Source organism: Actinomadura rugatobispora (assembly GCF_055379765.1).
The window spans coordinates 12,352,123-12,377,186 of sequence record NZ_AP029191.1 but is presented as its reverse complement, the minus strand read 5'-3'; the positions used below and the strand labels follow the sequence as shown (position 1 = coordinate 12,377,186).

Annotated in this window: 22 protein-coding genes; 15 read left to right on the top strand and 7 right to left on the bottom strand. The window is 72.4% G+C overall.

Annotated features, from left to right (window positions below; genetic code table 11):
- Positions 1–102: 102 nt before the first annotated feature.
- Together fabG and ACZ466_RS55600 are read right to left on the bottom strand one after the other, a co-directional pair.
- Positions 103–888 (bottom strand): 3-oxoacyl-ACP reductase FabG, encoded by a 786-nt coding sequence (fabG, locus tag ACZ466_RS55605; protein WP_378283479.1) that lies wholly within the window; start codon positions 886–888, stop codon positions 103–105.
- The gene (locus tag ACZ466_RS55600) at positions 885–1,700 is read right to left on the bottom strand and encodes a crotonase/enoyl-CoA hydratase family protein (RefSeq protein WP_378283480.1); all 816 of its coding nucleotides are present in this window, start codon (positions 1,698–1,700) and stop codon (positions 885–887) included. The genes fabG and ACZ466_RS55600 overlap by 4 nt, the downstream gene beginning before the upstream one ends.
- A gap of 266 nt (positions 1,701–1,966) precedes the next feature.
- On the opposite strand from ACZ466_RS55600, the gene ACZ466_RS55595 reads away from it, so the two are divergent.
- The 3 genes from ACZ466_RS55595 to ACZ466_RS55585 are packed head-to-tail and all read left to right on the top strand — an operon-like array spanning position 1,967 to position 5,579.
- Positions 1,967–3,310 carry a hypothetical protein gene (locus ACZ466_RS55595; RefSeq protein WP_378283481.1) on the top strand — a complete coding sequence of 448 codons (1,344 nt, stop codon included), beginning with the start codon at positions 1,967–1,969 and terminating at the stop codon, positions 3,308–3,310.
- Positions 3,307–4,725, top strand: a complete 1,419-nt coding sequence (locus tag ACZ466_RS55590) for an acyl-CoA reductase (RefSeq protein ID WP_378283482.1) — start codon at positions 3,307–3,309, stop codon at positions 4,723–4,725. Before ACZ466_RS55595 ends, ACZ466_RS55590 begins: the two co-directional genes overlap by 4 nt.
- Positions 4,722–5,579 (top strand): oxidoreductase, encoded by an 858-nt coding sequence (locus tag ACZ466_RS55585; RefSeq protein ID WP_378283483.1) that lies wholly within the window; start codon positions 4,722–4,724, stop codon positions 5,577–5,579. The genes ACZ466_RS55590 and ACZ466_RS55585 overlap by 4 nt, the downstream gene beginning before the upstream one ends.
- A gap of 105 nt (positions 5,580–5,684) precedes the next feature.
- Here the strand turns inward: ACZ466_RS55585 and ACZ466_RS55580 are convergent, their stop codons facing one another.
- Positions 5,685–6,491: an enoyl-CoA hydratase-related protein gene (locus ACZ466_RS55580; protein WP_378283484.1), complete on the bottom strand. Its 807-nt coding sequence runs from the start codon at positions 6,489–6,491 to the stop codon at positions 5,685–5,687.
- A gap of 52 nt (positions 6,492–6,543) precedes the next feature.
- Between ACZ466_RS55580 and ACZ466_RS55575 the strand changes: the two genes are divergently transcribed.
- The gene (locus ACZ466_RS55575; RefSeq protein ID WP_378283485.1) at positions 6,544–8,235 is read left to right on the top strand and encodes an AMP-binding protein; all 1,692 of its coding nucleotides are present in this window, start codon (positions 6,544–6,546) and stop codon (positions 8,233–8,235) included.
- Between the two features lie 20 nt (positions 8,236–8,255).
- Here the strand turns inward: ACZ466_RS55575 and ACZ466_RS55570 are convergent, their stop codons facing one another.
- Positions 8,256–9,284, bottom strand: coding sequence for an LLM class F420-dependent oxidoreductase (locus tag ACZ466_RS55570; protein WP_378283486.1), 1,029 nt, complete (start codon positions 9,282–9,284; stop codon positions 8,256–8,258).
- Between the two features lie 65 nt (positions 9,285–9,349).
- Between ACZ466_RS55570 and ACZ466_RS55565 the strand changes: the two genes are divergently transcribed.
- Positions 9,350–10,525, top strand: coding sequence for an acetyl-CoA C-acyltransferase (locus ACZ466_RS55565; RefSeq protein ID WP_378283487.1), 1,176 nt, complete (start codon positions 9,350–9,352; stop codon positions 10,523–10,525).
- A 55-nt stretch (positions 10,526–10,580) separates the two neighbouring features.
- Here the strand turns inward: ACZ466_RS55565 and ACZ466_RS55560 are convergent, their stop codons facing one another.
- Positions 10,581–11,801: a CaiB/BaiF CoA transferase family protein gene (locus tag ACZ466_RS55560; RefSeq protein ID WP_378283489.1), complete on the bottom strand. Its 1,221-nt coding sequence runs from the start codon at positions 11,799–11,801 to the stop codon at positions 10,581–10,583.
- Between the two features lie 129 nt (positions 11,802–11,930).
- On the opposite strand from ACZ466_RS55560, the gene ACZ466_RS55555 reads away from it, so the two are divergent.
- The 10 genes from ACZ466_RS55555 (at position 11,931) to ACZ466_RS55510 (ending at position 21,816) form a co-directional block, all read left to right on the top strand.
- Positions 11,931–12,419 (top strand): MaoC family dehydratase, encoded by a 489-nt coding sequence (locus ACZ466_RS55555; RefSeq protein ID WP_378283490.1) that lies wholly within the window; start codon positions 11,931–11,933, stop codon positions 12,417–12,419.
- A gap of 22 nt (positions 12,420–12,441) precedes the next feature.
- A complete protein-coding gene (locus ACZ466_RS55550; protein ID WP_378283491.1) occupies positions 12,442–13,101 on the top strand; it encodes an SRPBCC family protein in 660 nt (219 codons plus the stop codon).
- 22 nt (positions 13,102–13,123) lie between these two features.
- A complete protein-coding gene (locus ACZ466_RS55545; protein ID WP_378283492.1) occupies positions 13,124–13,993 on the top strand; it encodes an FAD binding domain-containing protein in 870 nt (289 codons plus the stop codon).
- Positions 13,986–14,495 carry a (2Fe-2S)-binding protein gene (locus ACZ466_RS55540; RefSeq protein WP_464042556.1) on the top strand — a complete coding sequence of 170 codons (510 nt, stop codon included), beginning with the start codon at positions 13,986–13,988 and terminating at the stop codon, positions 14,493–14,495. The genes ACZ466_RS55545 and ACZ466_RS55540 overlap by 8 nt, the downstream gene beginning before the upstream one ends.
- Entirely contained in the window at positions 14,492–16,900 is a 2,409-nt protein-coding gene (locus ACZ466_RS55535; RefSeq protein WP_378283493.1) for a xanthine dehydrogenase family protein molybdopterin-binding subunit, read from the top strand. Before ACZ466_RS55540 ends, ACZ466_RS55535 begins: the two co-directional genes overlap by 4 nt.
- 106 nt (positions 16,901–17,006) lie before the next feature.
- Positions 17,007–17,873, top strand: coding sequence for a sugar phosphate isomerase/epimerase family protein (locus tag ACZ466_RS55530; protein ID WP_378283494.1), 867 nt, complete (start codon positions 17,007–17,009; stop codon positions 17,871–17,873).
- An 80-nt stretch (positions 17,874–17,953) separates the two neighbouring features.
- Positions 17,954–19,132 (top strand): CaiB/BaiF CoA transferase family protein, encoded by a 1,179-nt coding sequence (locus tag ACZ466_RS55525; protein WP_378283496.1) that lies wholly within the window; start codon positions 17,954–17,956, stop codon positions 19,130–19,132.
- A 52-nt stretch (positions 19,133–19,184) separates the two neighbouring features.
- Complete coding sequence (locus tag ACZ466_RS55520; RefSeq protein WP_378283497.1) at positions 19,185–19,997, top strand: UGSC family (seleno)protein; 813 nt, start codon at positions 19,185–19,187, stop codon at positions 19,995–19,997.
- A 47-nt stretch (positions 19,998–20,044) separates the two neighbouring features.
- A complete protein-coding gene (locus tag ACZ466_RS55515) occupies positions 20,045–21,091 on the top strand; it encodes a hypothetical protein (protein WP_464042553.1) in 1,047 nt (348 codons plus the stop codon).
- Positions 21,088–21,816 (top strand): GntR family transcriptional regulator, encoded by a 729-nt coding sequence (locus tag ACZ466_RS55510; RefSeq protein WP_378283499.1) that lies wholly within the window; start codon positions 21,088–21,090, stop codon positions 21,814–21,816. The genes ACZ466_RS55515 and ACZ466_RS55510 overlap by 4 nt, the downstream gene beginning before the upstream one ends.
- Before the next feature lie 239 nt (positions 21,817–22,055).
- Here the strand turns inward: ACZ466_RS55510 and ACZ466_RS55505 are convergent, their stop codons facing one another.
- Positions 22,056–23,231, bottom strand: coding sequence for a CaiB/BaiF CoA transferase family protein (locus ACZ466_RS55505; protein ID WP_378283500.1), 1,176 nt, complete (start codon positions 23,229–23,231; stop codon positions 22,056–22,058).
- Between the two features lie 44 nt (positions 23,232–23,275).
- Positions 23,276–24,889: an MFS transporter gene (locus ACZ466_RS55500; protein WP_378283501.1), complete on the bottom strand. Its 1,614-nt coding sequence runs from the start codon at positions 24,887–24,889 to the stop codon at positions 23,276–23,278.
- Positions 24,890–25,064: the final 175 nt, after the last annotated feature.

The following is a 25,064-nucleotide window of genomic DNA, read 5'->3' as shown; positions in this document are numbered from 1 at the left end:
CGTCGAAAGGGGGTGCGCCGCGGTCTGATCAAGGCGGGGACGCCGTTTCGCGGTTCCCGTCAGGGCCTTGGCCGCGGTACTTGTGGCCACTTCGAGCAGGCCCTAGGCGCCCATGCTGAGGCCGCCGTCCACGGTGACCACCGATCCTGTGATGTAGCCGGCGCGCTCGTCCAGCAGGAACCTCACCGCGTGCGCGAGTTCTCCAGGGTCGCCGCGGCGGCCCAGCGGGATCATCGCCCGGATCGCCTCCTGTGCCGGAGCGGGCATCACGTTGGTCATGTCGGTCTCGAAGACCCCGGGCACGACCAGGTTCACCGTCACGCCCTTGCGCGCCACCGACCGCGCCAGCGAACGGGTCAGTCCCAGCAGCCCCGCCTTGGCGGCGGCGTAGCCCGCCTCGACGGGGCTGCCCATCGCGGCCGTCACGCTGCCGATGTTGACGATGCGGCCGAACCGCCGGTCGGTCATGGGCTCCAGAACCGCCTGCGCGAGGTGGAACGGGCCGCTGAGGTTGGCCCGCAGGGCGTCGTCCCACTCCTCCTGGGTCATCGCGCGGACCTTGTTCTCGATCAGGAGGCCGGCGTTGTTCACCAGGTGGTCCAGCCGGCCGTGCGTTGCCAGGACGTCCTGCACCAGCCGCCGGCAGAAGGCGCGGTCTCCCACGTCGCCCCGGTGCAGGGACAGGGAGCCGCCGTCCGCCGCCACCTCGTCCGCGAGTCGGCGGGCGGCCTCGTCGTCTCGGGCGAAGACCGCGGCGACGTGCACGCCCTCGGCCGTCAGGACGCGCGTGATCGCGGCTCCGAGCCCTCGGGTGCCGCCGGTCACCACGGCGACCCGGCTCGGCTCGCAGGCCGCGTCCGCGTCGTGCCCGTTGGGGGAGGCGGTCACCGGCGCGCCGCCCCGTCCAGCCTGGCGCGCACGGCCTCGCGCTGGAGGGGACTGCCCACATTGCGCTCCATGAACGCGCGCTCGGCGCGGAATCCCGCCTTCATGGCCTCCTCGTCCCAGGCGCGGTTCAGCATGCTCTTGGCGGCGCGCACCGCCGCCGGGTTGCGGCCGGCGATCTGCGCGGCGATCGCCAGCGCCTCCTCCCGCGGGTCGGCGCACACGCGTGTCGCCAGCCCGATGCGGACGGCCTCTTCCCCGGTGACCTTCCTGGCGGTGAGGGTGAGTTCCTTGGCGACGTCCACCCCGACCAGGCGCGGCAGGATCTGCGTGCCGCACATGTCGGGCGTCAGCCCCCAGTCCATCTCCAGGACGCCCATGCGCGCGTCCGGTGCCACCAGCCGGATGTCGGCGCCGAGGGCCAGTTGCAGCCCGCCACCGAGCGCGAAGCCGTGAACGGCGGCGATGACCGGGACCTCGTGCACCTGCCACACCCAGACGGCTTTCTGTCCCCGGCCCAGGACCAGGCCGGGGACGCCGAACTCGTCCGGCGGATCCCCGGCGTCCTCGACCGCGGCGGGCCGCCAGGGGCGGGCGTCCGCCTGGGCCTGGAAGGCGGCGAAGTCCAGTCCGGCGGAGAACGCGCGGCCCTCGCCGGACAGGACGATCGCGCGCAGGCCCGCCTCGTGCCGGAGCCGTTCGCCGACCCCGATGAGCTCGGCGAACATCGCGTCGTCGAGCGCGTTGAGCTTGTCCGGACGGTTGAGGCGCACATCGGCCACACCGCCCTCCAGCCGGCAGAGCACCCGGTCCATGGCCCGTCTCCTCGCACAACGCGTCGTAATCAGTTAGTTCATATAACTTAAATTCCGCCGCCTCGGGCGTCAACGCGGAATCTCGGGCGCGGGGTCGAGGTGGTCGAGAACATCCTGGTGGCGCTCCCGGACGGCCGGGAGGGGCCATTGACACGGTTCGGGGCGCGTACGTACGCTCGATATAGTTAAATCTTTCAGATTCGGTATGTGAATCTGACGCTACCTCCGTCCGTCCGGGGGCCGGATGGGGTCGAGGAGGAGAGGCCGTGACCAGCGCTCGGGAGACCATCAGGAGCTTCGTCGGCTCCGGTGACCCGTTCGACAGACCATCGGAAGAGGTGCGCGCCCTCCAACTGGAGGCCGCCCGTGAGTGCTTCGGCGAGCACCGGGAGCGCATCCCATTGCTGCGCCGCCGAGCGGACGAGACGGGCGTCAAGGAGATCCGCGCGGAGGGCGACATCGTCCCGCTGCTGTTCTCCCACACCAGTTACAAGTCCTACCCCCTCTCCTACATCACCTCGGGACACTGGGACCGCCTCCTGCGCTGGTACTCGACGGTCTCGGTGGTCGAGACGGGCGAGGTCGACGTCGACGGCGTGACCGACATCGACGACTGGATCGGGCGGCTGGACGCGGCCGGCCACCGGCTCTACATCACCAGCGGGACGTCGGGAAAGGTCTCGTTCCTCAACAGCACCGCGGCGGACCGGGACCTGCTGGGCCGGATCATGGCCAACCTCACCTGCTGGCCTGACCCGCTGCCGCCCGAGCGCGTCCGCCGGGGCTACATCCTGGCGCCCGCCAGCGGGCCGATGCGCTCCATCGACGGTTTCCGGATGCACGCCGACCTGTTCGTGAAGGAGGGCGAACTGCGGCTCCTGACGGAGGACTCGCTGCGCGTCTCCGAGCTGATGCACAGCGGGCTGCTCCGCAAGAAGATGGTCGACGGCACCGCCACCCCGCAGGAGGTCAAGGAGTTCGAGAACGCCTCCGGCGAACGCGAGGGGGTGATGCAGGCCGCGCTGGACGGGCTGCTCGACGACATCGCCGAGCACCGGCGCGAGCCGCTCTTCATCGCCGGGATGAACAACCAGCAGTGGGCCCTCATCCAGGGCCTCCGGGCGCGCGGCGTCCCCGACGGGGAGTTCCACCCCGACTCGCTGGTGCTCGCCGGAGGCGGCAACAAGAACCAGGTCCTGCCCGCGGACTACATGAAGCAGTTCGGCGACTTCTTCGGCGGCGTCCGCAGGGTCCGCAGCTACGGCATGACCGAGTTGCAGGGCTCCTGCCCGTCCTGCGAGAAGGGCAACTACCACATACCACCGTGGGTCCTCCCGCTGGTCCTCGACGAGCCGGGCGAACGGCTGCTCAACGAGGACGAGGGAGTGGTGGAGGGGCGCTTCGCCTTCCTCGACCTCTCCCTGGAGGGCCGCTGGGGCGGGCTGATCAGCGGCGACCGGGTGAAGGTCGACTTCTCCGCGTGCGCGTGCGGCAGGACCGGTCCCACGGTGCTGCCCGACGTGTCCCGGTACGGCGACCTCGGCGGCGACGACAAGATCACCTGCGCGGCGACACTCGACTCCTACGTGAGGGGGATGATCCAGGCATGAGCGGCACGGTACTGTCCGGCACCGGCGGTGACGCGGTGACGACCCGAGGGCCGGTTCCCGTGGTCCACGTCGTCCAGGGCGCCGTCCAGCAGGGCACCGACATCGTCCACGGCCGCACGGGGGCGGAGTTCGCCACGCCCGCTCTCGACCTGGACCACCTGGTGTGGTCCAGGACGGAGCCGGGACCGGCCTTCGAGGTGCCCGTCGCCGAGATCGTCGATCTGCTGGTGGAGACCGGCGAGCGGCTCAAGGCCGATGCCGACGGCCTGCTCGCCGAGGCGCTGGAGCACATGGTCGAGGTCAACCCGCTGCCGCGGGAGGTCCTGGAGCGGGCGTACGCCCGGCTGTGGCGCAGCTTCGACCGCGCGCAGATCCAGGCGCAGATCGACAACGAGCTCGGCGGCTCCGACGTGCTCGACGGCTGGCGGGAGGTGGCGCTGCCGGGCGGGCGCGTCGGTTCGATCCGCGCCTTCCCGCCGCGCCTGGTGCACATCCTGGCCGGCAACGCTCCCGGTGTGGCGGCCATGTCCATCGTGCGGGGCGCGGTGACCAAGGGCGTGAACCTGCTGAAGCTGCCCTCCAACGACCTGTTCACCGCCACCGCGATCCTCCGCACGATGATCGCGCTCGCTCCCGGGCACCCGGTGGTGCGCTCCTTCTCGGCGGCGTACTGGCGGGGCGGGGACGAGACCGTGGAGAGCACGATCTTCCGCGCGCAGTTCTTCGACAAGCTGGTCGCCTGGGGCGGCGAGGCCACCATCCGGGGCGCCCTGAAGTACGTCGGCCCGGGGTTCGAGCTGGTGTCCTTCGACCCCAAGTCGTCGATCTCGTTCATCGGACGGGAGGCGCTGGCCTCCGAGGAGGCTCTGGGGGAGGCCGCCGAGGCCGCCGCCGCCGACGCCACCTTCTTCAACCAGGCCGCGTGCGTGGCCAGCCGCTTCCAGTTCGTGGAGGGGCCGGTGGAGAACGCCGACCGCTTCGCGGCGGTCCTGTGCGAGCGGCTGGGGGTGGCGCGCGAGTTCTCCTCCGCCGGCGGCCCGAAGGTCGGCGGCGAGCTGCGCGAGGAGATCGAGGTGCTGCGCGAGCTGGAGGAGGACTACCGGGTCTGGGGCGGATACGACGGCCGCGGGCTGGTCATCCGCTCGCCCGAGCCCGTGGAGTTCCACCCCGACGGCAAGATCGTGAACGTCGTGCCCGTGCCCTCGCTGGCCGACGCCGTCCGCCACGCGGGCGTCGCGACGCAGACCGTCGGCGTGTACCCGGCCGCGCGCAAGGTGGAGCTGCGCGACGCCCTGGCGTCCGCGGGCGTGCAGCGCGTGGTGCCGCTCGGCGGTGCGGGCGGCATGCCGCCGGGGCTCGCGCACGACGGCTTCTACCCGCTGCAGCGCCTCATGCGATGGGTGAACGACGAATGAGCGACCGGACGCCGGCGACGCACTGGATGATCACCGGTGTGTCGAGCGGGCTGGGCAGGGCGCTCGCCGAGGCCGTGCTCGAACGCGGCGGGGTCGTGGTCGGATCCCTGCGCGACAAGGAGCGGGCGGCCGACTTCGAGGCGCTCGCCCCGGGGCGCGCGTTCGCGATCCTGCTCGACGCCACCGACCCGCCCGAGGTGCTGGCGGAGCGCGCCGCCCAGGGACTGCGCCTGGCCGGCCACATCGACGTCCTGGTCAACAACGCGGGCTACGGCCTGCTGGGCGCGGTCGAGGAGGTGAGCGAGGAGGAGATCCGGCACCAGATGGACACCAACTTCACCGGTCCGCTGCGGCTCGTCCGGGCGCTCCTCCCGCACTTCCGTGAGCGCCGCCGGGGCCATGTCGTGAACATCAGCTCGGTCGCGGGGTTCACCGGCCAGCCGGGGCTGGGGATCTACAACGCCTCCAAGTTCGCGCTCGAGGGGCTGTCGGAGGCGCTGCGGCTGGAGCTCGCGCCGTTCGGCATCGGCGTCACCATCGTCGAGCCGGGCGCGTTCCGCACCCGATGGGCGGGGCCGGGGCTGCGGCAGGCCGGGCGGCGCCTTCCCGAGTACGAGGTGGTCACGGCCATACAGGGAGGGCTGGAGCGGCTGGACGGAGCGCAGCAGGGCGACCCCCGGCGCGCCGCGGCGGCGATCATCAGGGCCGTCGAGGCGGCCGAACCGCCCGGCCGGCTGCCGTTGGGAGCCGATGCCGTGAAGGCGGTCCGGGGCAAGCTGGCCGGTGTCGGCGGTGAACTGGACGCCTGGGAGGACGTGGCCGTCTCGACGGCGTTCGAGCCCGCCGGTCCCTGACCCGGCGCGGGCCCGGCCGGACGGGCAGCGTCTATGGGTGCCCGCGGGCGCGGTGGAATCCGCCCCGCGGGCATCCGTCGAGGAGGCCGATCAGATGCACGCCGGTCATCGCCCGCTCCACCTCGGGGGCCGCTTCTCGCTGAACGCGCGCGGTCCTTCGAGCGCGTCGTGACTCTTGGCGATCTCGTCGTGCGAGGTGTCGTTCAGTGCCCAGGCCTCCGGCTCGGGAAGGCGTGCGGACACGTGCGCCACGGCCTTGCTGGCGCGCACCGCGAGCGGGGCGTTGGCGGCGATGGACGAGCCGAGCTCCACGGCGGTCGTGAGCGTTTCCGCGGGACGCACCACCTGGTTGACCAGGCCCCACTCCAGTGCGGTCGCCGCGTCGATCGGCTCGCCCGTCAGCAGGAGCTGGAGGGCGCGCCGGGTGCCGACGATCCCGGGCAGCCGTACCAGCCCGCCGCCGCTGGCGAGAACGCCCCGCTTGACCTCGGGCAGCGCGAAGCGCGCGTGCTCGCCGGACACCACCAGATCGCACGCCAGCGCCAGCTCCAGCCCGCCGCCGTAGGCCAGGCCGTTGACCGCCGCGATCACCGGCGTCGCGATCCGGTCCCGGACCAGCTCCGAGACGACGCGCGGCCCCGGGACGGAGGGGTCCGCGCGCCCGGCCAGCTCGTGCAGATCGCCTCCCGCGCAGAAGGCGCGCTCGCCGGATCCGGTGATGACGATCGCCCGCACGGCCGGGTCGGCGTCCGCGGCCGCCAGCGCCCGCTTGAAACGGCGGGCCAGCCCGGTGGTGATCGCGTTCATCGACCGCGGCCGGTTGAGCGTGAGGACGCGGACGGGGCCGTGGCCGGTGACGAGCAGCTCCCCGCCGCCCGCCACCGGCCCCCCGTCGGTGAGAGATGCGGTCATAGAATCAACTTAATAGGTTGAATTATTCAAGTCCAGCGGGAAGGTGGAAGGCATGGCGGCCGAGGCCCTGCCCAGCCGGGAGGACCGGTGGGAGTACATCCCGCCGGAGTTCCGGATCCGTGACGACGAGCGTTTCCTCAGCATCCCCGACGCCGTGCGGGTCGCGGCCGCGCGCCACCCCGGCCGCGAGGCGATCATCGAGGGGGACCTGCGGCTGACCTTCGCCCGGCTGGAAGAGGTCATGATCGACGCCGTCCGGGCGGCGATGGCGCTCGGCGTCCGGCCGGGGGACCGGGTCGCGGTCTGGGCGCCGAACTCCGCCCGGTGGATCCTGGCCGCGCTGGCCGTCCAGGGCGCCGGCGGGATCCTCGTCCCGCTCAACACCCGCTTCAAGGGCGAGGAGGCCGCCTACATCCTGCGCAAGAGCGGCGCGACGGCCCTGTTCACCGTCACCGGCTTCCTCGGCAGCGACTACCCGGGCATGGCCCGGCGGGCGGCCCCCGACCTCGCGGCGCTGGCCCCCGGCCGGGTCGTCGTGCTCTCCGGCGAGGCGGCGACCGGTGACCTGTCCTGGGAGGAGTTCATGGCGGCTGGGGCCCCGGTCGGCGAGGACCGGGCCCGCGCCGCGGTCGACGCCGTCGCCGGCGAGACCGTCTCGGACATCATGTTCACCTCCGGAACGACCGGGCGACCGAAGGGCGTGGTGCTGACCCACGGCCAGTCGCTGCGCGCGCACGGCTGGCTGGCGCGGGTCATGGACTTCCGCGCCGGCGACCGGTACCTGATCATCCCGCCGTTCTTCCACACCTTCGGGTACAAGGCCGGATGGATGGCGTGCATCGTCCACGGGGCGACCATCCTGCCCCAGACGGTGTTCTCCGCCGGCACGGTGCTGGAGACCATGGAACGGGAGCGCGTGTCGATCCTGTGCGGCCCGCCGACCCTCTTCCAGGACCTTCTCGCCTCGCCGCGCCTTCCGGAGGCCGACCTGTCCGCCCTGCGGGTGGTGATGGCGTCGGCGGCCCAGGTCCCGCCGGAGCTCAACCGCCGGATCCGCGAGGTGCTCCGTCCGGAGATCCTGCACAGCGGCTACGGGCTGACCGAGGCGACCTCCCTGGTCACCGCGACCCGGCCCCGGCAGGACGACTTCGCCGACATCACCACCACGGTCGGCCGGGCGGCGTGGGAGGTGGAGGTGCGCATCGTCGATCCCGAGGGGCGCGACGTGCCGCGCGGCACCGCCGGCGAGCTGTGGTGCCGGGGCTACACCGTGATGTCGGGGTACTGGGACGAGCCCGCCGCCACGGCGGAGGCGATCACCGAGGACGGCTGGCTCCGTACGGGAGACGTCGCGGTGATGGACGACCGCGGGTTCATCCGGATCGTCGACCGCATCAAGGACGTCGTCATCGTCGGCGGGTTCAACGTGTACCCGGCCGAGGTCGAGCGCATCCTCGGGGAGCACCCGGACGTGGAGTCCATCGCCGTGGTCGGCGTCCCCGACGAGCGGATGGGCGAGGTCACGGCCGCCTTCGTGGTGCCCCGGCCGAGCGCCGCCCTGGACGCGGAGGAGTTCAGGACCTGGGCGGCAGGGCTCATCGCGGGGTTCAAGGCACCGCGCCATGTGGCGGTCGTCGAGGCGCTGCCGCGCAACGCCGGCATGAAGGTCCTGAAGAACGAGCTGCGTGAGCGCGCTCGCGACCTCGTCCAGCGCGGGTCAGGGACCGGGCAGGGGAGTCCCTGACCCGCACTGCCGGCGGCCGCCTACCGGGAGTCCGCCTTGAGATCGGCCATGACGGGCGTCCACAGGTCGATCTCGTGCTCGTAGGGGGCGTAGAACTGGAAACGGGTCACCAGGTCGCCGAAGCGCTCGGTGAGGACGGAGGCGATCCGCTCGGGGGGACCGACGACGGCGAAGGCGTTGAGCACCTCGTCGTCGATCGCGTCGCCCATCGTGGTCCACTTCTCCGGGTCGTCGCCGCGCGACAGGGCGTGCAGCTCGTCGCCCAGCGCGCCCCAGCCGTGCAGGTCGAGGACGCCGCGGTAGGCCGGGGTGCTGGCGTAGAAGGCGATCTGTTCCCGGACGGCGCGGACGGCGGCGGCCAGCGACTCCTCGGTCGTCCCGGTCGCGGTCAGCGGCAGACCGACCACCTCGAATCCGTCCCCGGACCGGCCGGCCTTCTCTCGACCCCGGCGCACGGTCGGCAGGGTGACCTCGCGGATGTAGCGCTCGGTGGTGAAGCCGTGCAGGAGGATCCCGTCGCAGACCTCGCCGGCCACCTCGCACATGGCCTCGCCCACGGCGGCGATGACGATCTTGGGGGCCGGGGTGGGGAGGGGGCCGGGGGAGAAGAAGGGCGTCATCAGAGTGTGGCGGTAGAAGTCGCCCTCGAAGCTCAGCTTCGAGCCGTTCTGCCAGCTGTCCCAGATGGCGCGGATCGCGCTCACCATTTCCCGCATGCGTGCGGCGGGCCTGCTCCAGGGCATCGAGAAGCGCCGCTCGATGTGCGGCTTGACCTGGCTGCCGAGGCCCAGGATGAAGCGGCCCTCGGTGTAGCGCTGCAAGTCCCACGCGGTGTGGGCCAGGGTCATCGGTGATCGCGCGAACGCGACGGCGATGGCCGTTCCCAGCTCCAGCCGCCGGGTGGACTGCGCCGCGGCGACGTGCGGGAGGAAGGGGTCGTGCTTGGACTCCGACGACCACAGGCCCGCGTAGCCCCGCTCCTCGTGCTCGCGCGCCGTGGCCGCCATCTGCTGAAGTGACCCAGTGGTCAGCTTTCCGTCTGCCTGCATGGAGGCAGCTTAAATGATTCCGCTGATATAGTTAAATAATTCATCGTTCCGATCGGAGGAGGCACATGTCGAACGTCGTCATCGTGGAGGCCGTGCGCTCGGCCGTCGGCAAGCGGCGGGGCGGTCTCTCCCACCATCTGGCCCCCGACCTGTTCGCCGACGTCCTCGGCGGCCTGGTCGCCCGCGCGGGCATCGACTCGGGCGTCGTCGAGCAGGTGACCGGCGGGTGCGTGAGCCAGGTCGGCCAGCAGTCCGGCAACATCACCCGCACCGCCTGGCTCACGGCGGGGCTCGACCAGAGGACCGCCGCGTCGACGATCCACGCCCAGTGCGGCTCGTCCCAGCAGGCGTTCACCCTGGCGTACGGCATGGTCGCGGGCGGGGTCGCCGAGGCGGCCGTCGCGGGCGGCGTGGAGTCGATGAGCCAGGTCCCCATGGGGTCGAGCACCCTGCCCGAGCTGGGACCGGCCAGGACGCCCCGCTACGAGCGGCTCTACGAGATAACGTCGCAGTTCGAGGCGGCCGACCGCATCGCCGAGGCATGGGGCCTCACCCGCCCCCAGCTGGAGGAGTTCGCCGTCCTCTCGCAGGCGCGGGCCGCCGCGGCCATCGCCGAGGGCCGCTTCGCGAGCCAGATCGTGCCCGTGGAGGCGCCCGTCGCCGGCGAGGACGGGACGATCGTCGGTACCGGGATCGTCGACACCGACGAGGGGCCCCGCCCGACGACGCCGGAGGGGCTGGCCGGCCTGCGGGTGAACCAGAAGGACCGGCCCGGGGCGCTGCACACGGCCGGGACGTCCTCGCAGATCTCGAACGGCGCCTCGGCCCTGCTCCTCATGACCGAGGAGCGGGCCGGGCGGCTGGGGCTGACGCCCCGCGCCCGGATCGTCGACTCCCTGATGGTCGGCAGTGATCCGGTGATGCTGCTGACCGGCCCGATCCCGGCGACGCGGGCGATCCTGGAGCGCAACGGCCTCACCCTGGACGACATCGACGTCGTGGAGATCAACGAGGCGTTCTCCTCGGTCGTGCTCGCCTGGGGGCACGAGCTCAAGGCCGACTTCGCCAGGGTCAACGTCAACGGCGGCGCGATCGCGCTCGGGCACCCGCTCGGAGCGACGGGCGGCGTGCTGCTGACCAAGGCCCTCAACGAGCTGGAGCGGACGCGGGGCCGCTACGGCCTGGTCACGATGTGCCAGGGCGGCGGCATGGGCACGGGGACGATCATCGAACGGCTCTGAACCGGGACCGCCGGCGAGGCGGTGTCCGGGGACGGTGACGCCCCCGGACACCGCCTCAGATCACCCGCTTCGCCGCGAGATCGGCGATCGTGTCCTCGTCCAGGTCCAGCAGGCCGCTCAGGACGTCGCGGGTGTGCTCCCCCAGCACCGGCGGTGCCGCGTAGTCCTCGACGGGAGTGCCGGACATCCTGATCGGGTAGCGCAGGCCGGGGATCGGCCCCGCCGTCTCGTGCGCCATCTCGATCGGCAGCGCGCGGTGCCGGACGTGCTCGTCGCCGAGGGCCGAGCGGATGTCGTTGACCGGGCTCACCGGCACGTCGGCCGCGTCGAGCACCTCGATCCAGTGTCGCGCCTCGCGCTGGACGAAGATCGCCTCCAGTACCTCCAGCAGTTCCAGCCGGTGCTCGATCCGCGCGGAGATGCTGGAGAACCGGGGATCCTCGATCAGCCCGGGGTGGCCGATCGCGCGGCACGCCCGCCCGAACTGCGGGTTGGTGGTCGCGACGATGAAGAACCGGCGGCCGTCCGCGCACTCGAACGCCTGGGAGGGGATCCCGCCGAATCCCCCGTTGCCCCGCCGTTCGGGCACGTCACCGGAGACCAGGTAGTTCTGGACGTAGTGCGACATCGACGCGATCCCGCAGTCCAGCAGGGAGACGTCGAGGTGCTGCCCCGCGCCGTGCAGGTCCCGGTGCCGGAGCGCCGCCAGGAGGGCGGTGCCGGTGTACAGGCCGGTCAGGATGTCGATCAGGGAGAGCCCGGACTTCATCGGGCCGGCGCCGGGGGTCCCGTCCGGGTGCCCGGAGACGCTCATCATGCCGCTGAGCGCCTGGAAGATCCCGTCGTACCCGGCCCTGCGCTCGTACGGACCGCTCTGGCCGAACCCCGTGACCGAGCAGTAGATCAGCCGGGGGAAGCGCTCGCGCAGGTCCTCGTACCCGAGCCCGTACTTGGCGAGGACGCCGGGGCGGAAGTTCTCCAGGAGGATGTCGGAGCGGCCGATCAGGCCGAGGAGCACCTCCCTGCCCCGGTCGGTGGTGAAGTCGAGGGTGATCGACCGCTTGTTCCGATTGCAGCTGAGGTAGAAGGCCGACATGCCCGCGGTGTCGCCGTCCAGGAAGGGCGGGCCGTACTGCCGGGCGTCGTCCCCGGTCGCCGGGCGCTCGACCTTGACGACCTCCGCGCCGAGGTCGCCCAGCATCTGACTCGCCAGGGGGGCCGCCAGGATCCGGCTGAGGTCCAGGACGCGGACCCCGTGAAGCGCGCCGTCGCTCACCGCTCATCTCCTCGTTCGGGTTCACTGAATATAGTTCAATAGATTAAACTTTTTTGATGGCGCCCTGTGGTCAGGGCGGGTGAATCAGATAGATTATTACATTATTGTCGGGTCGTGGAGGGATGCGAGATGACCGGGACGGCGAGTGCGGCCGAGCCGCTCGTGCGGGGCATGACATGGGAGGACATGGAGGAGGGCGCGGCCTTCCGCACGGCTTCGAGGACCGTGACCGAGACCGACCTGATGAGCTTCGTCCACCTCGGCGGCTTCAACGAGCCGCTCTTCTACGACGCCCGGCACGCCTCCGAGGGCGGCTACACCGGGAGGCTCATCCCCGGTGCGCTGGTCTACGTGTTCGCCGAGGGCCTCATCCTGCAGACCAACGTCCTGCACGGCACCGGGCTGGCGTTCATGCACATGGAGTTCACGGTCGAGCGGCCCACCTATGTGGGGGACACCCTGCACGTGGTCGTGGAGACGACCGGGTCGCGCCCGTCCAGCAAGCCCGGGCGCGGGGTGGTGAGCACCCGCTGCGGTGTGATCAACCAGCGTGGCGAGGAGGTCGCGGTCTTCACGCCCGTGCGGCTCATCCGCGGGCGTGACTTCGAGGCGAGTTAGAGCGGAGCCGGGAGGAGTCGTCATGGAGTTGGAGAACCGGTTCACCGTGCCGGTGGGCGTCGACGAGGCGTGGAAGGTGCTGCTCGATGTCGAACGGATCGCGCCCTGCATGCCGGGCGCCGTCCTCGAGTCGGTCGACGGGGACGGCTTCGCCGGCAAGGTCAAGGTCCGGCTCGGCCCCATGTCCCTGACCTACCGGGGGAAGGCGTCCTTCACCGAGAAGGACGAGCGAGCGCACCGCGCGGTCATCGCGGCCTCGGGGAGGGAGGCGAAGGGCGCGGGAACCGCCAAGGCCACCATCACCGCGGCCCTTGAGGAGCGTGGTGCCGAGACGCTGGTCCGCGTGCGGACCGATCTGGCCATCACCGGACGTCCGGCGCAGTTCGGCCGCGGCATCCTGGAGGAGGTCGCCGGCTCCTTGATCGGCCAGTTCGCCGACGCGCTGGCCGCCGAGGTGTCCGCCTCCCCGCAGAGCACGCCGGCCCCCGGCGAGGCCGGCCCGGTCGACGCCGGACCCGCGGCGCACGCACCCGCGGCGACGACGGGCCCAGCGGAGGTGAACCTGATGAAGGCGGCGGCCTGGCCGATCGTGAGGCGGGCCTTGCCGCCCCTCGCCGCCATGCTCCTTGTCCTTGCCTGGATGGCGCACCGCCGTAACAGGCGGCCCGAACGGACCGCGTAACCGAACGAAGGAGTCCGCGGCGATGAAGCCCGCTGCGTTCGAGTACCACGTCCCATCGACGGTGGCCGAGACGGTCGGCATGCTGGCCGAGCTCGGCGACGACGCCAAGATCCTGGCGGGTGGCCAGAGCCTGGTGCCCATGATGGCGCTGCGGCTCGCCCGGCCCGAGCACCTGGTGGACGTCAACCGTGTCGCCGGGCTGACCGGCGTGAGCCGGGAGAACGGCTCCCTCGTGGTCGGCGCGGCCACGCGCCACGCCACCCTGCAGCGTGATCCTGAGATCGCCTCGGCGGTGCCGCTGCTGGCCAGGGTGGCGCCTTTCATCGGGCACTTCCAGATCCGCAATCGCGGAACGCTCGGCGGCTCGCTCGCGCACGCGGACGCCGCCGCCGAACTGCCCGCGGTGGCCCGCGCCCTGGACGCCGAGTTCGAGGTGGCCGGGCCCGGCGGCGCCCGCCGTGTCGCCGCCGCCGACTTCTTCCAGACCCTGTTCACCACGGCGCTGGAGCCGGACGAACTGCTCGTCGCCGTGCGGTTCCCGGTGTGGGAGCCGGGTAGCGGGTTCGCGGTCGCGGAGGTGGCGCGCAGGCACGGCGACTTCGCCCTGGCCGGGGCCGTGTGCGGGGTCCGGGTGCGCTCCGGCCGTATCACCAGGGTCGCGATCGGCCTGATCGGAATGGGCAGCGTCCCGGTGCGCGCCGAGGCCGTCGAACGCACCCTCATCGGCACCGAGGCGGCGGGGCTCGACCTCGCCGACGTCGGCGCGCAGGCGGTGGCCGACGCGGACCCGCCCGCGGACGTGCACGCCGGCGCGCGCTACCGCGCGAAGGTCGGCGCCACGCTCGTCGCCCGCGCCCTGTCCACAGCGCTCGAGGAGGCGAACCGTGGCTGAGATCACGACGGCACAGGAGTCCGGCACCGAGACCGAGGTCGCGATGTCGGTGAACGGCGTCGCGCGGCGCGTGCGGGTCGAGCCGCGCAAGACGCTCGCCGACACCCTGCGCGAGGATCTCGGCTTGACCGGGACCCATCTCGGCTGCGAGCACGGCGTCTGCGGAGCCTGCACCGTCCTGCTCGACGGCGAGGCCGTGCGGGCCTGCCTGATCTTCACCGTCCAGACCGAGGGGTCCGAGGTCACGACCATCGAGGGGCTCGCGGCCGACGCCGACTCCCTCACGCCGGTGCAACGGGCCTTCCGCGAACACCACGGGCTGCAGTGCGGCTTCTGCACCCCCGGTTTCATCATGTCGGCGACCGCCCTGCTCCGGGACGACCCCGACCCGGACGAGGAGGAGATCCGGGAGGGGCTGTCGGGCAACCTGTGCCGGTGCACCGGCTACCAGGGCATCATCCGCGCGGTGAAGACCGCGGCCGAGGAGGCGGGGCACCAGTGAGCACGGACCCGTTGAGGACCGCCCCGGCCGGTTCTCCCGCGACGCAGACCGCGCCCTTCGGCGCCACCGCCGCGCGCTGGATCGGCCGGCGCATGCACCGCCGTGAGGACATCCGCCTGATCACCGGCCGGGGCCGGTACATCGACGACCTGAACCGGCCGGGCACCGTGCACGCCGCCTTCGTACGCAGCACCGTCGCCCGCGGCGCCATCACGGCGGTCGACACCACCGCGGCCCGGGAGGCGCCCGGTGTGGTCGCGGTCCTCACCGCGGCCGAGGTGAACTCGCCCTCGCACCAGTTCTGGCAGACGATGACCGGCCCTGAGTCGGTCGGCACGCCAGGGCGGGTCCTGGCCGACTCCGATGTCCGGTACGTCGGCGAGCCCATCGTGCTCGTCGTCGCCGAGTCGCGCTACCAGGCGGAGGACGCCGCCGAACTCGTCGAGGTCGACATCGACGCGGAGGACCCCGTGCTCGGCTTCGCCGCCGCGCTCGCCGAAGACGCTCCCCGGGTGCACCCGGAACTGGCGAGCAATGTGGCCGAGGAGGTGCCGACCCCGGAGATCCCGGGACTGGACGAGCGGTTCGGCTCCGCCCCGCACGTGTTCACCGAGACCTTCGACCAGCACCGGTACCTGTGCGTGCCCATGGAGACCCGCGGCATCGTCTCGCAATGGGACCCCTGGACCCGGCAGCTCGAACTGGCCATCTCGGGCCAGGGAGTGCACGAGCCGCGCCTGTTCTACTCCCGGATGCTGGGCATCCCCGAGGACGCCATCCACGTGACCATGGGCGACGTGGGCGGCTCGTTCGGCCAGAAGATGTTCCCGATGCGCGAGGAGCACGCCGTCGTCATCGCCTCCCGGCTGATCGGCGGCCGTCCGCTCAAGTGGATCGAGGACCGGGCCGAGAACCTGATCGGCGGCGGGCACGCGCGCGAAGAGCGGATCGAGCTCAGGGTGGCCACCGACGAGCGCGGAGTGCTGCTGGCCGCCGAGGCCGACCACCTGGAGGACGTGGGCGCCTACCCCGTCCCCGGCAACGGCATGACCGCCGGGACCGGTGCCGTGATGTTCCCCGGCCCGTACCGGTGGGCGGGACCCGGATCGGTGCGCTACACCGGACGCGCCGTGTACACCAACACCTGCGGGCACTGCGCCTACCGCGGCCCCTGGATGATGGAGACGACCGGGCGCGAGCAGATGATGGACGTGATCGCGCGTGATCTCGGCATCGATCCGCTGGAGATCCGCCGGCGCAACGTCATCTCCCGGGACGAACTGCCGTTCACCACACCGTCCACCCTCGTGTACGAGACCGTCAGCCCGGCCGAGACCCTGGAGCAGGCGGCGGAGCTGATCGGCTATGAACGGTTCCGCCGGGAGCAGGAGGAGGCCCGTGGGCAGGGCCGCCTGCTCGGCATCGGGCTGTCGCTGTACGTCGAGCCGCAGTTCGGGTTCGGCCACCTCGGCACCGAGGCCGCGACGATCCGGATCGAGCCCAGCGGCAAGGTCAACGTCTACATGGGCACCGGAAGCCACGGGCAGAGCGTCGAGACGACCATGGCGCAGATCGTCGCCGACGAACTGGGCGTGCCGATCGACGACGTGCGCGTCGTCCAGGGCGACTCGGCCGCGACGCCCTACGGGCCGGGCACCGGCGGCAGCCGGACCGGCGCGATCGCCGGGGGCGCGGCGCACGCCGCAGCCGCGGCCATGCGCGAGCGCGTTCTGGGGATCGCCGCGCATCTGCTGGAGGCGAGCCCGGACGACGTCGAGATGGTCGACGCCGTCGCCCGGGTGCGGGGTGTCCCAGGAGGGCCCGCCGTGACGCTCGCGGAGATCGCCGCGGTCGCCTACATCGACAGCGACGCGCTGCCGTCCGGCGGCGAGCCGGGCCTGGAGGTCTCCAAGCGGTACAAGTCGCCGGCCTTCATGTTCTCCAACGCCTGCCACGCGGTGACCGTGGAGATCGACCGCGAGACCGGCACGGTGGAGATCCTCCGCTACGTGGTGTCGGAGGACTGCGGGAACATGATCAATCCCATGGTGGTGGAGGGGCAGATCGCGGGCGGTGTCGTCCAGGGGATCGGCGGCGTCTTCTACGAGCACATGATCTACGACGCCGAGGGCAACCCCACCACCACGACGTTCATGGACTACCTGCTGCCCACCGCCGCGGAGGTGCCCGACCTCGAATACGGGCATGTCGTCACCCCGTCCGGCACTCCGGGCGGGTACAAGGGCCTGGGCGAGGGCGGGGCCATCGCGTCCCCGGCCGCGCTGGTCAACGCCGTCCGCGACGCGCTCGCCCCGCTCGGCGTGAAGGTGAACCGGCAGGCGCTCTCGCCCGACCGGATCCTCGACTTGATCGACGGCGCCGGGAGGCCGGCGGGGACGGCATGAGCGGGCGCTCCGAACTAGCCGGTTTCACGGGACGGCGCTCACTCCCGACGACGCCGCCCGTGCCTCTGACCGAGCCCGCCACGGAGCCGGTGGATCGGGGTCCGACGTGACCGGCGGTCTCGTCGAGCATCTGACCTTCATGAACGGCTGCGCGGCGCGCGTCCCGTTCCGTGCGCTGCTGCCCGCCGTGGCGGCGGCCGGGTTCGACGCGATCTCACTGTGGCCGAACGTCTGGCGGCACGCCCTGCGCCGGGACGGGCTCACCTTGGCCGCGATGAGATCGATGCTCGATGACCACGGGCTGGGAGTGGCCGACTGCGACTCCTGTCGCGACTGGATACCGGGGCCCGACGGTGCGGCACTCGCGCTGCCGGGGCCGGCGGCGGACCGTCGCGAGATCTTCGAGGTCTGCGCCGCCCTCGGCGCCGGCACCGTCGTGGCGGTGCACCACGGATCCGGCGGGCTCGTGCTGGATCGCGATGCCGCGGCGTTCGCGGCGCTCTGCGACGACGCCGCGGAGCACGGTCTGCGAGTCGCGCTGGAGTTCATCCCCTTCACCCCGGTGCCGGACGTGGCGACCGCCTGGTCGCTCATCGACGCGGCGGGCCGGCCGAACGGGGGAATGGTGTTCGACGTCTGGCACCACGTCCGCAGTGGCGCTCACGACGGCCTGCCGGACACCGTGCCGGCCGCGCGCATCTTCACGGTGCAGCTGGCGGACGGTCCGCTCGAACCGCCCGGACCCGATCTGGAGGAGGAGGCGAGGAGCGGACGGCTGCCGCCGGGCGCGGGGCAGATGGGCCTTGCCCGGCTGCTGAGGATCCTGCGGGAGCGCGGCGTGCGCGCCGCCGTGGGCCCGGAGCTGGCGCTGCCGACGCACGCCCGGCCGCTCGAAGCACTGATCGCCGAGGTCGCCGCGGCGACCCGGAGCGTGCTCGCGGCGGCCGAAGTGAAGACCCGTCCAGCTGTGTAGATCCGTGGCGGTGGCGGAGCGGTTGAGGGTCTGCACATTACATGTAACATGAAGAATGCAGCTTGAATGGAAGGGGCGGCGTGACGGAGATCGAGGCCGAAACCGGGGGAGTGCTGGCGGGCCTGCGCGTCATCGACGCGGCGACCCTCTACGCGGGTCCCTTCATCTCGACCGTCCTCGCCGACCACGGCGCCGACGTGATCAAGATCGAACCGCCCGGCGGTGACCCCTACCGGACCGGCGGCAGCGCGCTGTGGGCCCTGCTGGGGCGCGGGAAGCGCTCGATGACGCTGGACCTGCGCCAGGAGCGGGGGCTCGCGATCCTCCGGCGGCTGGCCGAGCACGTGGACGTCGTCATCGTCAACCTGCTGCCGGACGCGCTGCGGCGGCGGGGGCTCGACTGGGAGACGCTGTCGGCCCTCAATCCCGGGCTGATCCAGGTCTGCGTCACCAGCTTCGGACTCGACGGCCCGCGCGCCAACGCTCCGGGTTCGGGCACGCTGGGCGAGGCGTTCTCCGGTCTCACGCACCTCACGGGGCACCCCGACGGAAAGCCGATGCTCGCCTCCGCGCCGGTCGGCGACGCCGTCACGGGCTACGTGGGCGCGTTCGGAGTGCTGGCCGCGTGCTACGAGCGCGCCCGCACGGGTCGCGGCCGGCTGGTCGACGTCAACCCCGTCGACTCCCTGCTCCATCTGCCGGCGCCCGCCCTGGCCGAGTGGACGGAGGGCGCTCCAGTGCCCGGCCGCCTGGACGGACGCCTGGCCGCCCCCGCGGTGCGCAACACCTTCCGCTGCCGTGACGGCACCTGGGTGGCGATCAGTTGCAGCACCCCGCGCCACCTCGATCAGCTGCTCGACTCGGTCGGGTACACCGGCGCCAGGCTCGGCGACGGCGACGCCTACGACGCCGCGGTGGCGGCCTGGGTCGGCCGGCACGACCGGACGTCGGTCATCGCGCGACTCGGCGAGCGCCGTCTCCCGGTGGTGCCCGTGCACGACGCGCGCACGCTCCATGAAGACGACCACGTCCGGGCGCGCCGCGCCCTCCGGCAGGTGGCCGCCGCCGAGGCCGGCGAGCGGTGGGTCCCGGCCGCGGCGCCGAGGTTCGTCGCGGAGCCCGACGCGGACGCCGCGAGTGGGAACGGCACGTCGGACGAGTGCCCCGGCTTGGGCGAGCACACGGTCGCCGTACTGCGCGACCTCCTCCATCTCGACGAAGCAGCGATTCAGCGGCTGCGCGAAAGCGGCGTCGTCTAGGCCGGCGACGCCCCTCGTCATCGAACCCCGCGGAACCACGGAAGGGACACCGATGAGCACCTCAGCCACGGTCTCGGTCGAGGACGCCGTCCAGCGACTGCGACCCCTGATCCAGGGCGACGGAGCCGACCTCCGGCTGGTGCGGATCGACGACGCCGTCGGCGTCGTCGAGATCGCACTCGAACTCGACGACGCCGGATGCGGCGACTGCGTGCTGCCCCCGGCGCGACTGCGGGACGTGCTCGCGATGCGCCTGCTCGACCTGGGGGTGGCATCCCACCGGCTGGTGGTGCGCGACCCGCGGACCGGGAGCGGACCGGAGCATGAGCGGGTCATCGTGCTCGACCCCACGGCGACCGTCGGAGGCGCCGCGCCGACCGCGCTGCCCGACGTGGGCCCGCTGGAGGGCAAGACGGTGTGCCTCCGGGTCGACGTCCTCTGGACGTCCTGGGACGTCGCCTCCGAGCAGTGGAAGAGCATGTTCGAGGCTGCGGGCGCGAACGTGCGGGTCTTCCGCCGAACGCAGGGCCTGGCGGGCGGCGACGGCGACACGGCCGATCGCGAGTGGGACGACATCCTCACCGGAGCCGACGCGGCCGTGGTGGGGCTCGGCAACTGCGGATCGTGCACGTCGTGGACCGTCAAGGACGCGGTGCGCGCCTCCCACGCGGGTGTCCCGACCGCGGCCGTGGTCACCGAGCACTTCGCCGCCCTCGGCGCCACGCTGGCCAGGAGCTACGGGGAGCCGGGGCTGCGGCTGCAGGTCCTGCCGTTCCCCTTGCAGACACGGCCCGACGACGAGGTCCGCGACATCGCCGTGCGGACCTTCCCGGCCCTGCTCGATCTCCTGGGGGCCCGGGCATGAGCGCGGAGGCACGGCCCGCTGCGCCGCCCTCGGGGTTCCAGAGCGCGATGCGCGAGGTGAGCGCGGACCCGGTCGCCTTCCAGGACTACGCGACCGTCGCGGGCTGGGGCGACGGCCTGCCGCTGGTGCCGCCGACGCCCGATCGTGTCGCGCGATTCCTGCGGACCGCGCACGCCGACCCCGACCAGGTGGTCGTCGACGGCGTCCCCCCGCTGGGAGCACCCTGCACGATGGAGAAGCTGGCGATCAACGCCATCATGGCGGGCGCGCCGGCGGACTCGATGCCGCTTCTCGTGGCGGCGATGCGGGCCATGGACGCCCCCGACTTCGAGCTGCACTCGCTCAACGCCACCACCGGGTCGGTGGTGCCGCTGCTCCTGGTCAACGGCCCGGTCCGCGCCCAGCTCGACCTGCCCCACGGCGCCGGCTGCCTCGGCGGCGTCGCGGGCTCCGCACCCGCGATCGGCCGAGCCCTGCGCCTGGTCATGCGCAACGTCGGCGGGCAGAAGGTCGGGGTCACCTCACAGAGCACCTTCGGCCAGCCGGGACGGGTCGCCGGCATCGTCTTCGGGGAATGGGAGGAGCGTTCGCCGTGGGCACCGCTGGCCGAACGTCGCGGACACACGGGGAGCGCGGTGACGGCCTACGGCGCCATGGGCACGCTCAACGTGTGCGATGTGCTCGCCCAGACCGGCGAGGAACTCGTGTCCATCATCGGGCGGTCGATGGCGGTTCCGGGAGCGAACGGCTTCCTCTCCGGCACCGCGTTCTCCGAGGTGCTCGTGCTCATCAACCCGACGTGGGCGGAGGTGATCGGGCGCGACCATCCCGACATCGCCGATCTTCAGCGCCGGCTCTGGGAGCTCGCCAGCCTTCCGCTCTCGGACTGGCCGAGGCGCTATCACGAGCCCATCGAGCAGCGCGGGCGGGTCAGGAACGGCCGCGTCCACCTTGTCCAGGACCCGGATCAGGTGCTGATCGCGGTCGCCGGCGGCGAGGGGGCGCTGCACGCCACGGTGATCCACAGCTGGGGGGCGACGCTCACGACAACGCGTCCGGTCGTCACTCCCTCGTCGGTAGAATCGCCAGGATGAGGGCTGCCGACCTGGGCGATTCCGAGCTTTCGAGCCTCTCGCCGATCGCCGATTCCGACTCGCTCACGAGCGTGGTCGAGGGGCGTCTGCGACGGGCGATCCTGTCCGGAGAGCTCGAGGCCGGCGCCCGGCTGAGCGTGCCCGAACTGGCGAGGCGGCTGGGGGTCAGCCGCAGCCCCGTGCGTGACGCGATCTACGCCCTCGAGCGTTCCGGTCTGGCCGAACTGCGTCCCAGGCTCGGAGCCGTGGTGCTCCGCGGCGGGCGCGCGGATCTCGGCGATCTCTTCGAGCTCCGCGAGGCGCTCGAGGGGATGGCCGCGCGGCTGGCCGCCGAGCGCATGGCGCCCGACGACCGCCGGCGCCTCCGCGAGGTCATGGCGCACCATGAACGCGCCGTCCACGAGAGCGATCTCCAACGGCACCTGGAGCTCGACGCCGAGTTCCACCGGCTCGTCAACGAGAGCGTCGGCAACGCCCGCCTGTCGGCGAGCCTGCGCGACGTCCATGATCAGATCATGGTCGTGGTCCGTGCCGCCGCCGCCGAGCCGGGAGGCATGGGGCCGGGGGTGCTGCACGACCACAACGCGATCGCGGACGCCGTCTGCCGTTCGGAGCCCGACGAAGCCGAACGCGAGGCGCGCCGGCATGTCAGGGCCGTGCTGCGGTTCGTCCTCGACGTCGGCTTCGCGGCGAGCGAGGGAGCGACGGCCGACCAGCGGGGCTGAACCGGCCCGTCCGATCGCGGCACGATGCCCGATCGCGCCCCCCTGCCGCCGGTCGCCGTCGTCGTCGCCGTCGGCTCACGCTTCGCCGTCCGGGGAGGTCCGGTAGCGTCGGCTTCGGGACATCGCCGGCGGCATCGTCCTCGACGCGGCCGGCGAACAGGATGCCCGTCTCCTCGAACGTCTGGCGTACGGCGGCGACGATCAGTGCCGCGGCCGGCCGGGGGCCGCGCTCGTAGTGGTCATTTCTGCTGGACGATGCCGGCGGAGAGGAGCCGGTCCACCTCCTCGGCGGGGAACCCCCAAGCGAGCAGGACGGAGCGCGAATCCGCGCCCGGGAGCGGGGGCGGACCGCTGATCCGGCCCGGTGTGCGGCTGAAGCGGGGAGCCGGGGCCGGCTGCGTCACATCGAACGCGCGGGGATAGGTGCCGCGGGCGGCGTTGTGCGGGTGGCCGGGCGCCTCGGTGATGCCGAGCACCGGAGTGACGCAGGCGTCGGTGCCGTCGAAGACCTCGGTCCATTCGGCACGGGTGCGGCCGCGGAAGATGTCGGCGAACAGGGTCTTGAGGCGCGGCCAGTTGGCGGGGTCGTCGCGGTCGGGCAGGTCGTCGGCGCGCAGTCCCAGCCGCGCCACCATGATCGCGTAGAACCGGGGTTCGAGCGGGGCCACCGCCATGTAGCGGCCGTCGCTGGTCTCGTAGGTGTCGTAGTAGGGCGCTCCGCCGTCGCAGAAGTTGGTGCCCGGCCTGTCCGCCCACCGGCCCTGTGCCAGCATCGAGTGGACCAGGGTGGTCAGCGACGCCACGCCGTCGACCATGGCCGCGTCGATCACCTGACCCCGGCCGGTCGCGCGGCTGTTCAGCAGGCCGCACACGAGGCCGAAGGCCAGCATCAGGCCGCCCCCGCCGAAGTCGGCGATGAAACCGGGCGGGGTCGCCGGAGGCGATCCCGGGCGCTGGAGGAGGGTCAGGGCGCCGGTCAGCGCCTGGTAGTTGAGGTCGTGCCCCGCCATCTGCGCCATCGGCCCGTTCTGGCCCCAGCCGGTCATCCGCCCGTACACCAGCATGGGGTTGTGCTTCAGGCACACATCCGGTCCGAAGCCCAGCCGCTCGGCCACCCCGGGCCGGAAGCCCTCGATGAGCACGTTGGCCCGCTCGACCAGGCGCATGAGGGCGTCCAGGCCCTCGGTCTGCTTGAGGTCGATCGTGATCGAGCGGCGGCCGCGGCTGAGGGCGTACTTCTCGGGCTTGACGGAGCGGGTGCCGGGGCGGTCCACCCTGATGACCTCGGCGCCGAGGTCGGACAGGAGCATCGCCGTGTACGGGGCCGCGCCCAGGCCGGCCATCTCCACGACACGGACTCCTGCCAGTGGTCCTTCGGACGCCGTGCCAGGGCGGTCGGCGGTTGTCTCGTCCACGTGCTCCTCCTGTGAGTTCGGCGATGACCTGCTTGCCCGGCGGTTCACCGGTCTCCCGGTGCGGCCTCGGCTGAGCCCGTCCCGCCGAGCAGGCGCGGCCCGCGCAGCATCGCGATCAGCGCGGGGCCGCACAGGACGACCACGAGAGACCAGGAGAAGGCGTCGTGGAAGGCGGCGGCGTACACCTCGGCGATGGCCTGCCGGAAGGGCTCGGGCAGTGCCGAGACGGTCTCGGGCGCGCCGATCAGGTCTCCGGCTCCCGCCCGGTCCGGAGCCCCGATCCCCGCCTCCGCCAGCCGCCCCGGCAGCAGGTCGGTGACGCGCGCCGTCACGATGGCGCCGACCAGGGCGACGCCGGTGGCCGCCCCGAACGAGCGGGCGAAGGTGATCAGCGAGGTGGTGATCCCGAGATCGGAGGCCGCGGCGTGCGTCTGGGCGACCATCATGAGGATCTGCACGGTCGACCCCAGCCCGAGGCCGATGAGGATCATCGCGGCGGGGAGGGCGGCCGTGGCGCCGGCGCCGCGGATCGACGCGAGCAGCAGCGCGCCGGCGAGGATCAGCGACGTGCCGGCCAGCGCGAACGGCTTCCAGACGCCGAAGCGGGACAGGGGGGCGCCGACCAGCGGCGTGGTCACGATCTGGCTGAGCAGCAGCGGCAGCATCAGCGTTCCGGAGCGGGCGGGCGTGACGCCCTGCGCGATCTGCATGTACTGCGGCAGCAGGAAGAGGGCCACGTACATCACCCCGCTGGTGACCATGCTCGCCGCCGCGCAGATCAGGAACGGGCGGCTGCGGAGCAGCCGCGGGGGGAGGACCGGGTCGGCCGCGGTCCTTTCGGCCCGTACCAGGAGGGCGGCGAAGAGGACGGCCGCCGCCGCCAGCGCGGCCGTCCCCGGCGATGACCAGGGGATCGTCCGGCCGCAGAAGGTGACGATCAGCAGCATGCAGACCGTCGTGCCGACCAGGCAGACCATCCCGGCGAAGTCCACCGAGCGCCCGGTGCCGCGCCCCTCCGGCGGAAGTCCCCGCAGGACGAGTGCGCAGACCAGGACGGCCAGCGGGACGGCGCCGAGGAAGCACAGGCGCCATCCGGACGGGCCCAGCCCGACCAGGTGGCCGCCGATGAGCGGTCCGGACACGGCCGCCGTGCCGTAGCCCATGACGACGTAGCCGATGTACCTTCCCCGTTCGCGCGGCGTGGTCAGGTCGCCGAGCAGGACCTGGGTCATCACCAGCAGGCCGCCGATCCCGATGCCCTGGACCGCCAGTCCGGCGATGAGCTGGACCGTCGTCGTGGCGCTTCCGGCGATCGCGGCGCCGGTGACGTAGAGCAGCGCGGTCGCGAGGAAGACCCGGCGGCGGCCCAGGACGTCGGCCAGCTTGCCCATGATGGGGCCGGCGATCGTGGCGGCCAGCAATGTCGTCGAGGCGATCCAGGAGACATGGGACTGGCCGCCGCCGAGGTCGCCGGCGACGGTCGGCAGCGCCGTCGCGATGACGGTGGTGGACAGGGTGGCGACGAACTGGCCGGACGCCAGGCCGGTGATCGTTGTCAGCGGTGGACGCGCGCCCCCGCCGCTCGCTGCCGCGCTCGTGACCTCGCTCCGTTCCGGCGCCGTGCCCGGGAACACGTGCACCCGGTGGCCGGCGCCCATGGCGATATCAGTAAATATGTCAGATAATTATGCCACTCCCCGATGGGCTTCGACGCCGGGGTGCCCCGGCGTGTGCGTCCCTTGGGAGAGATTAAGTTAAACTATATAACTATTGACCTGGGGTGGCGGCCGAGCCCGGCGGCGCCGCCCGGCGCAGCGCGTACGACGGAAGAGA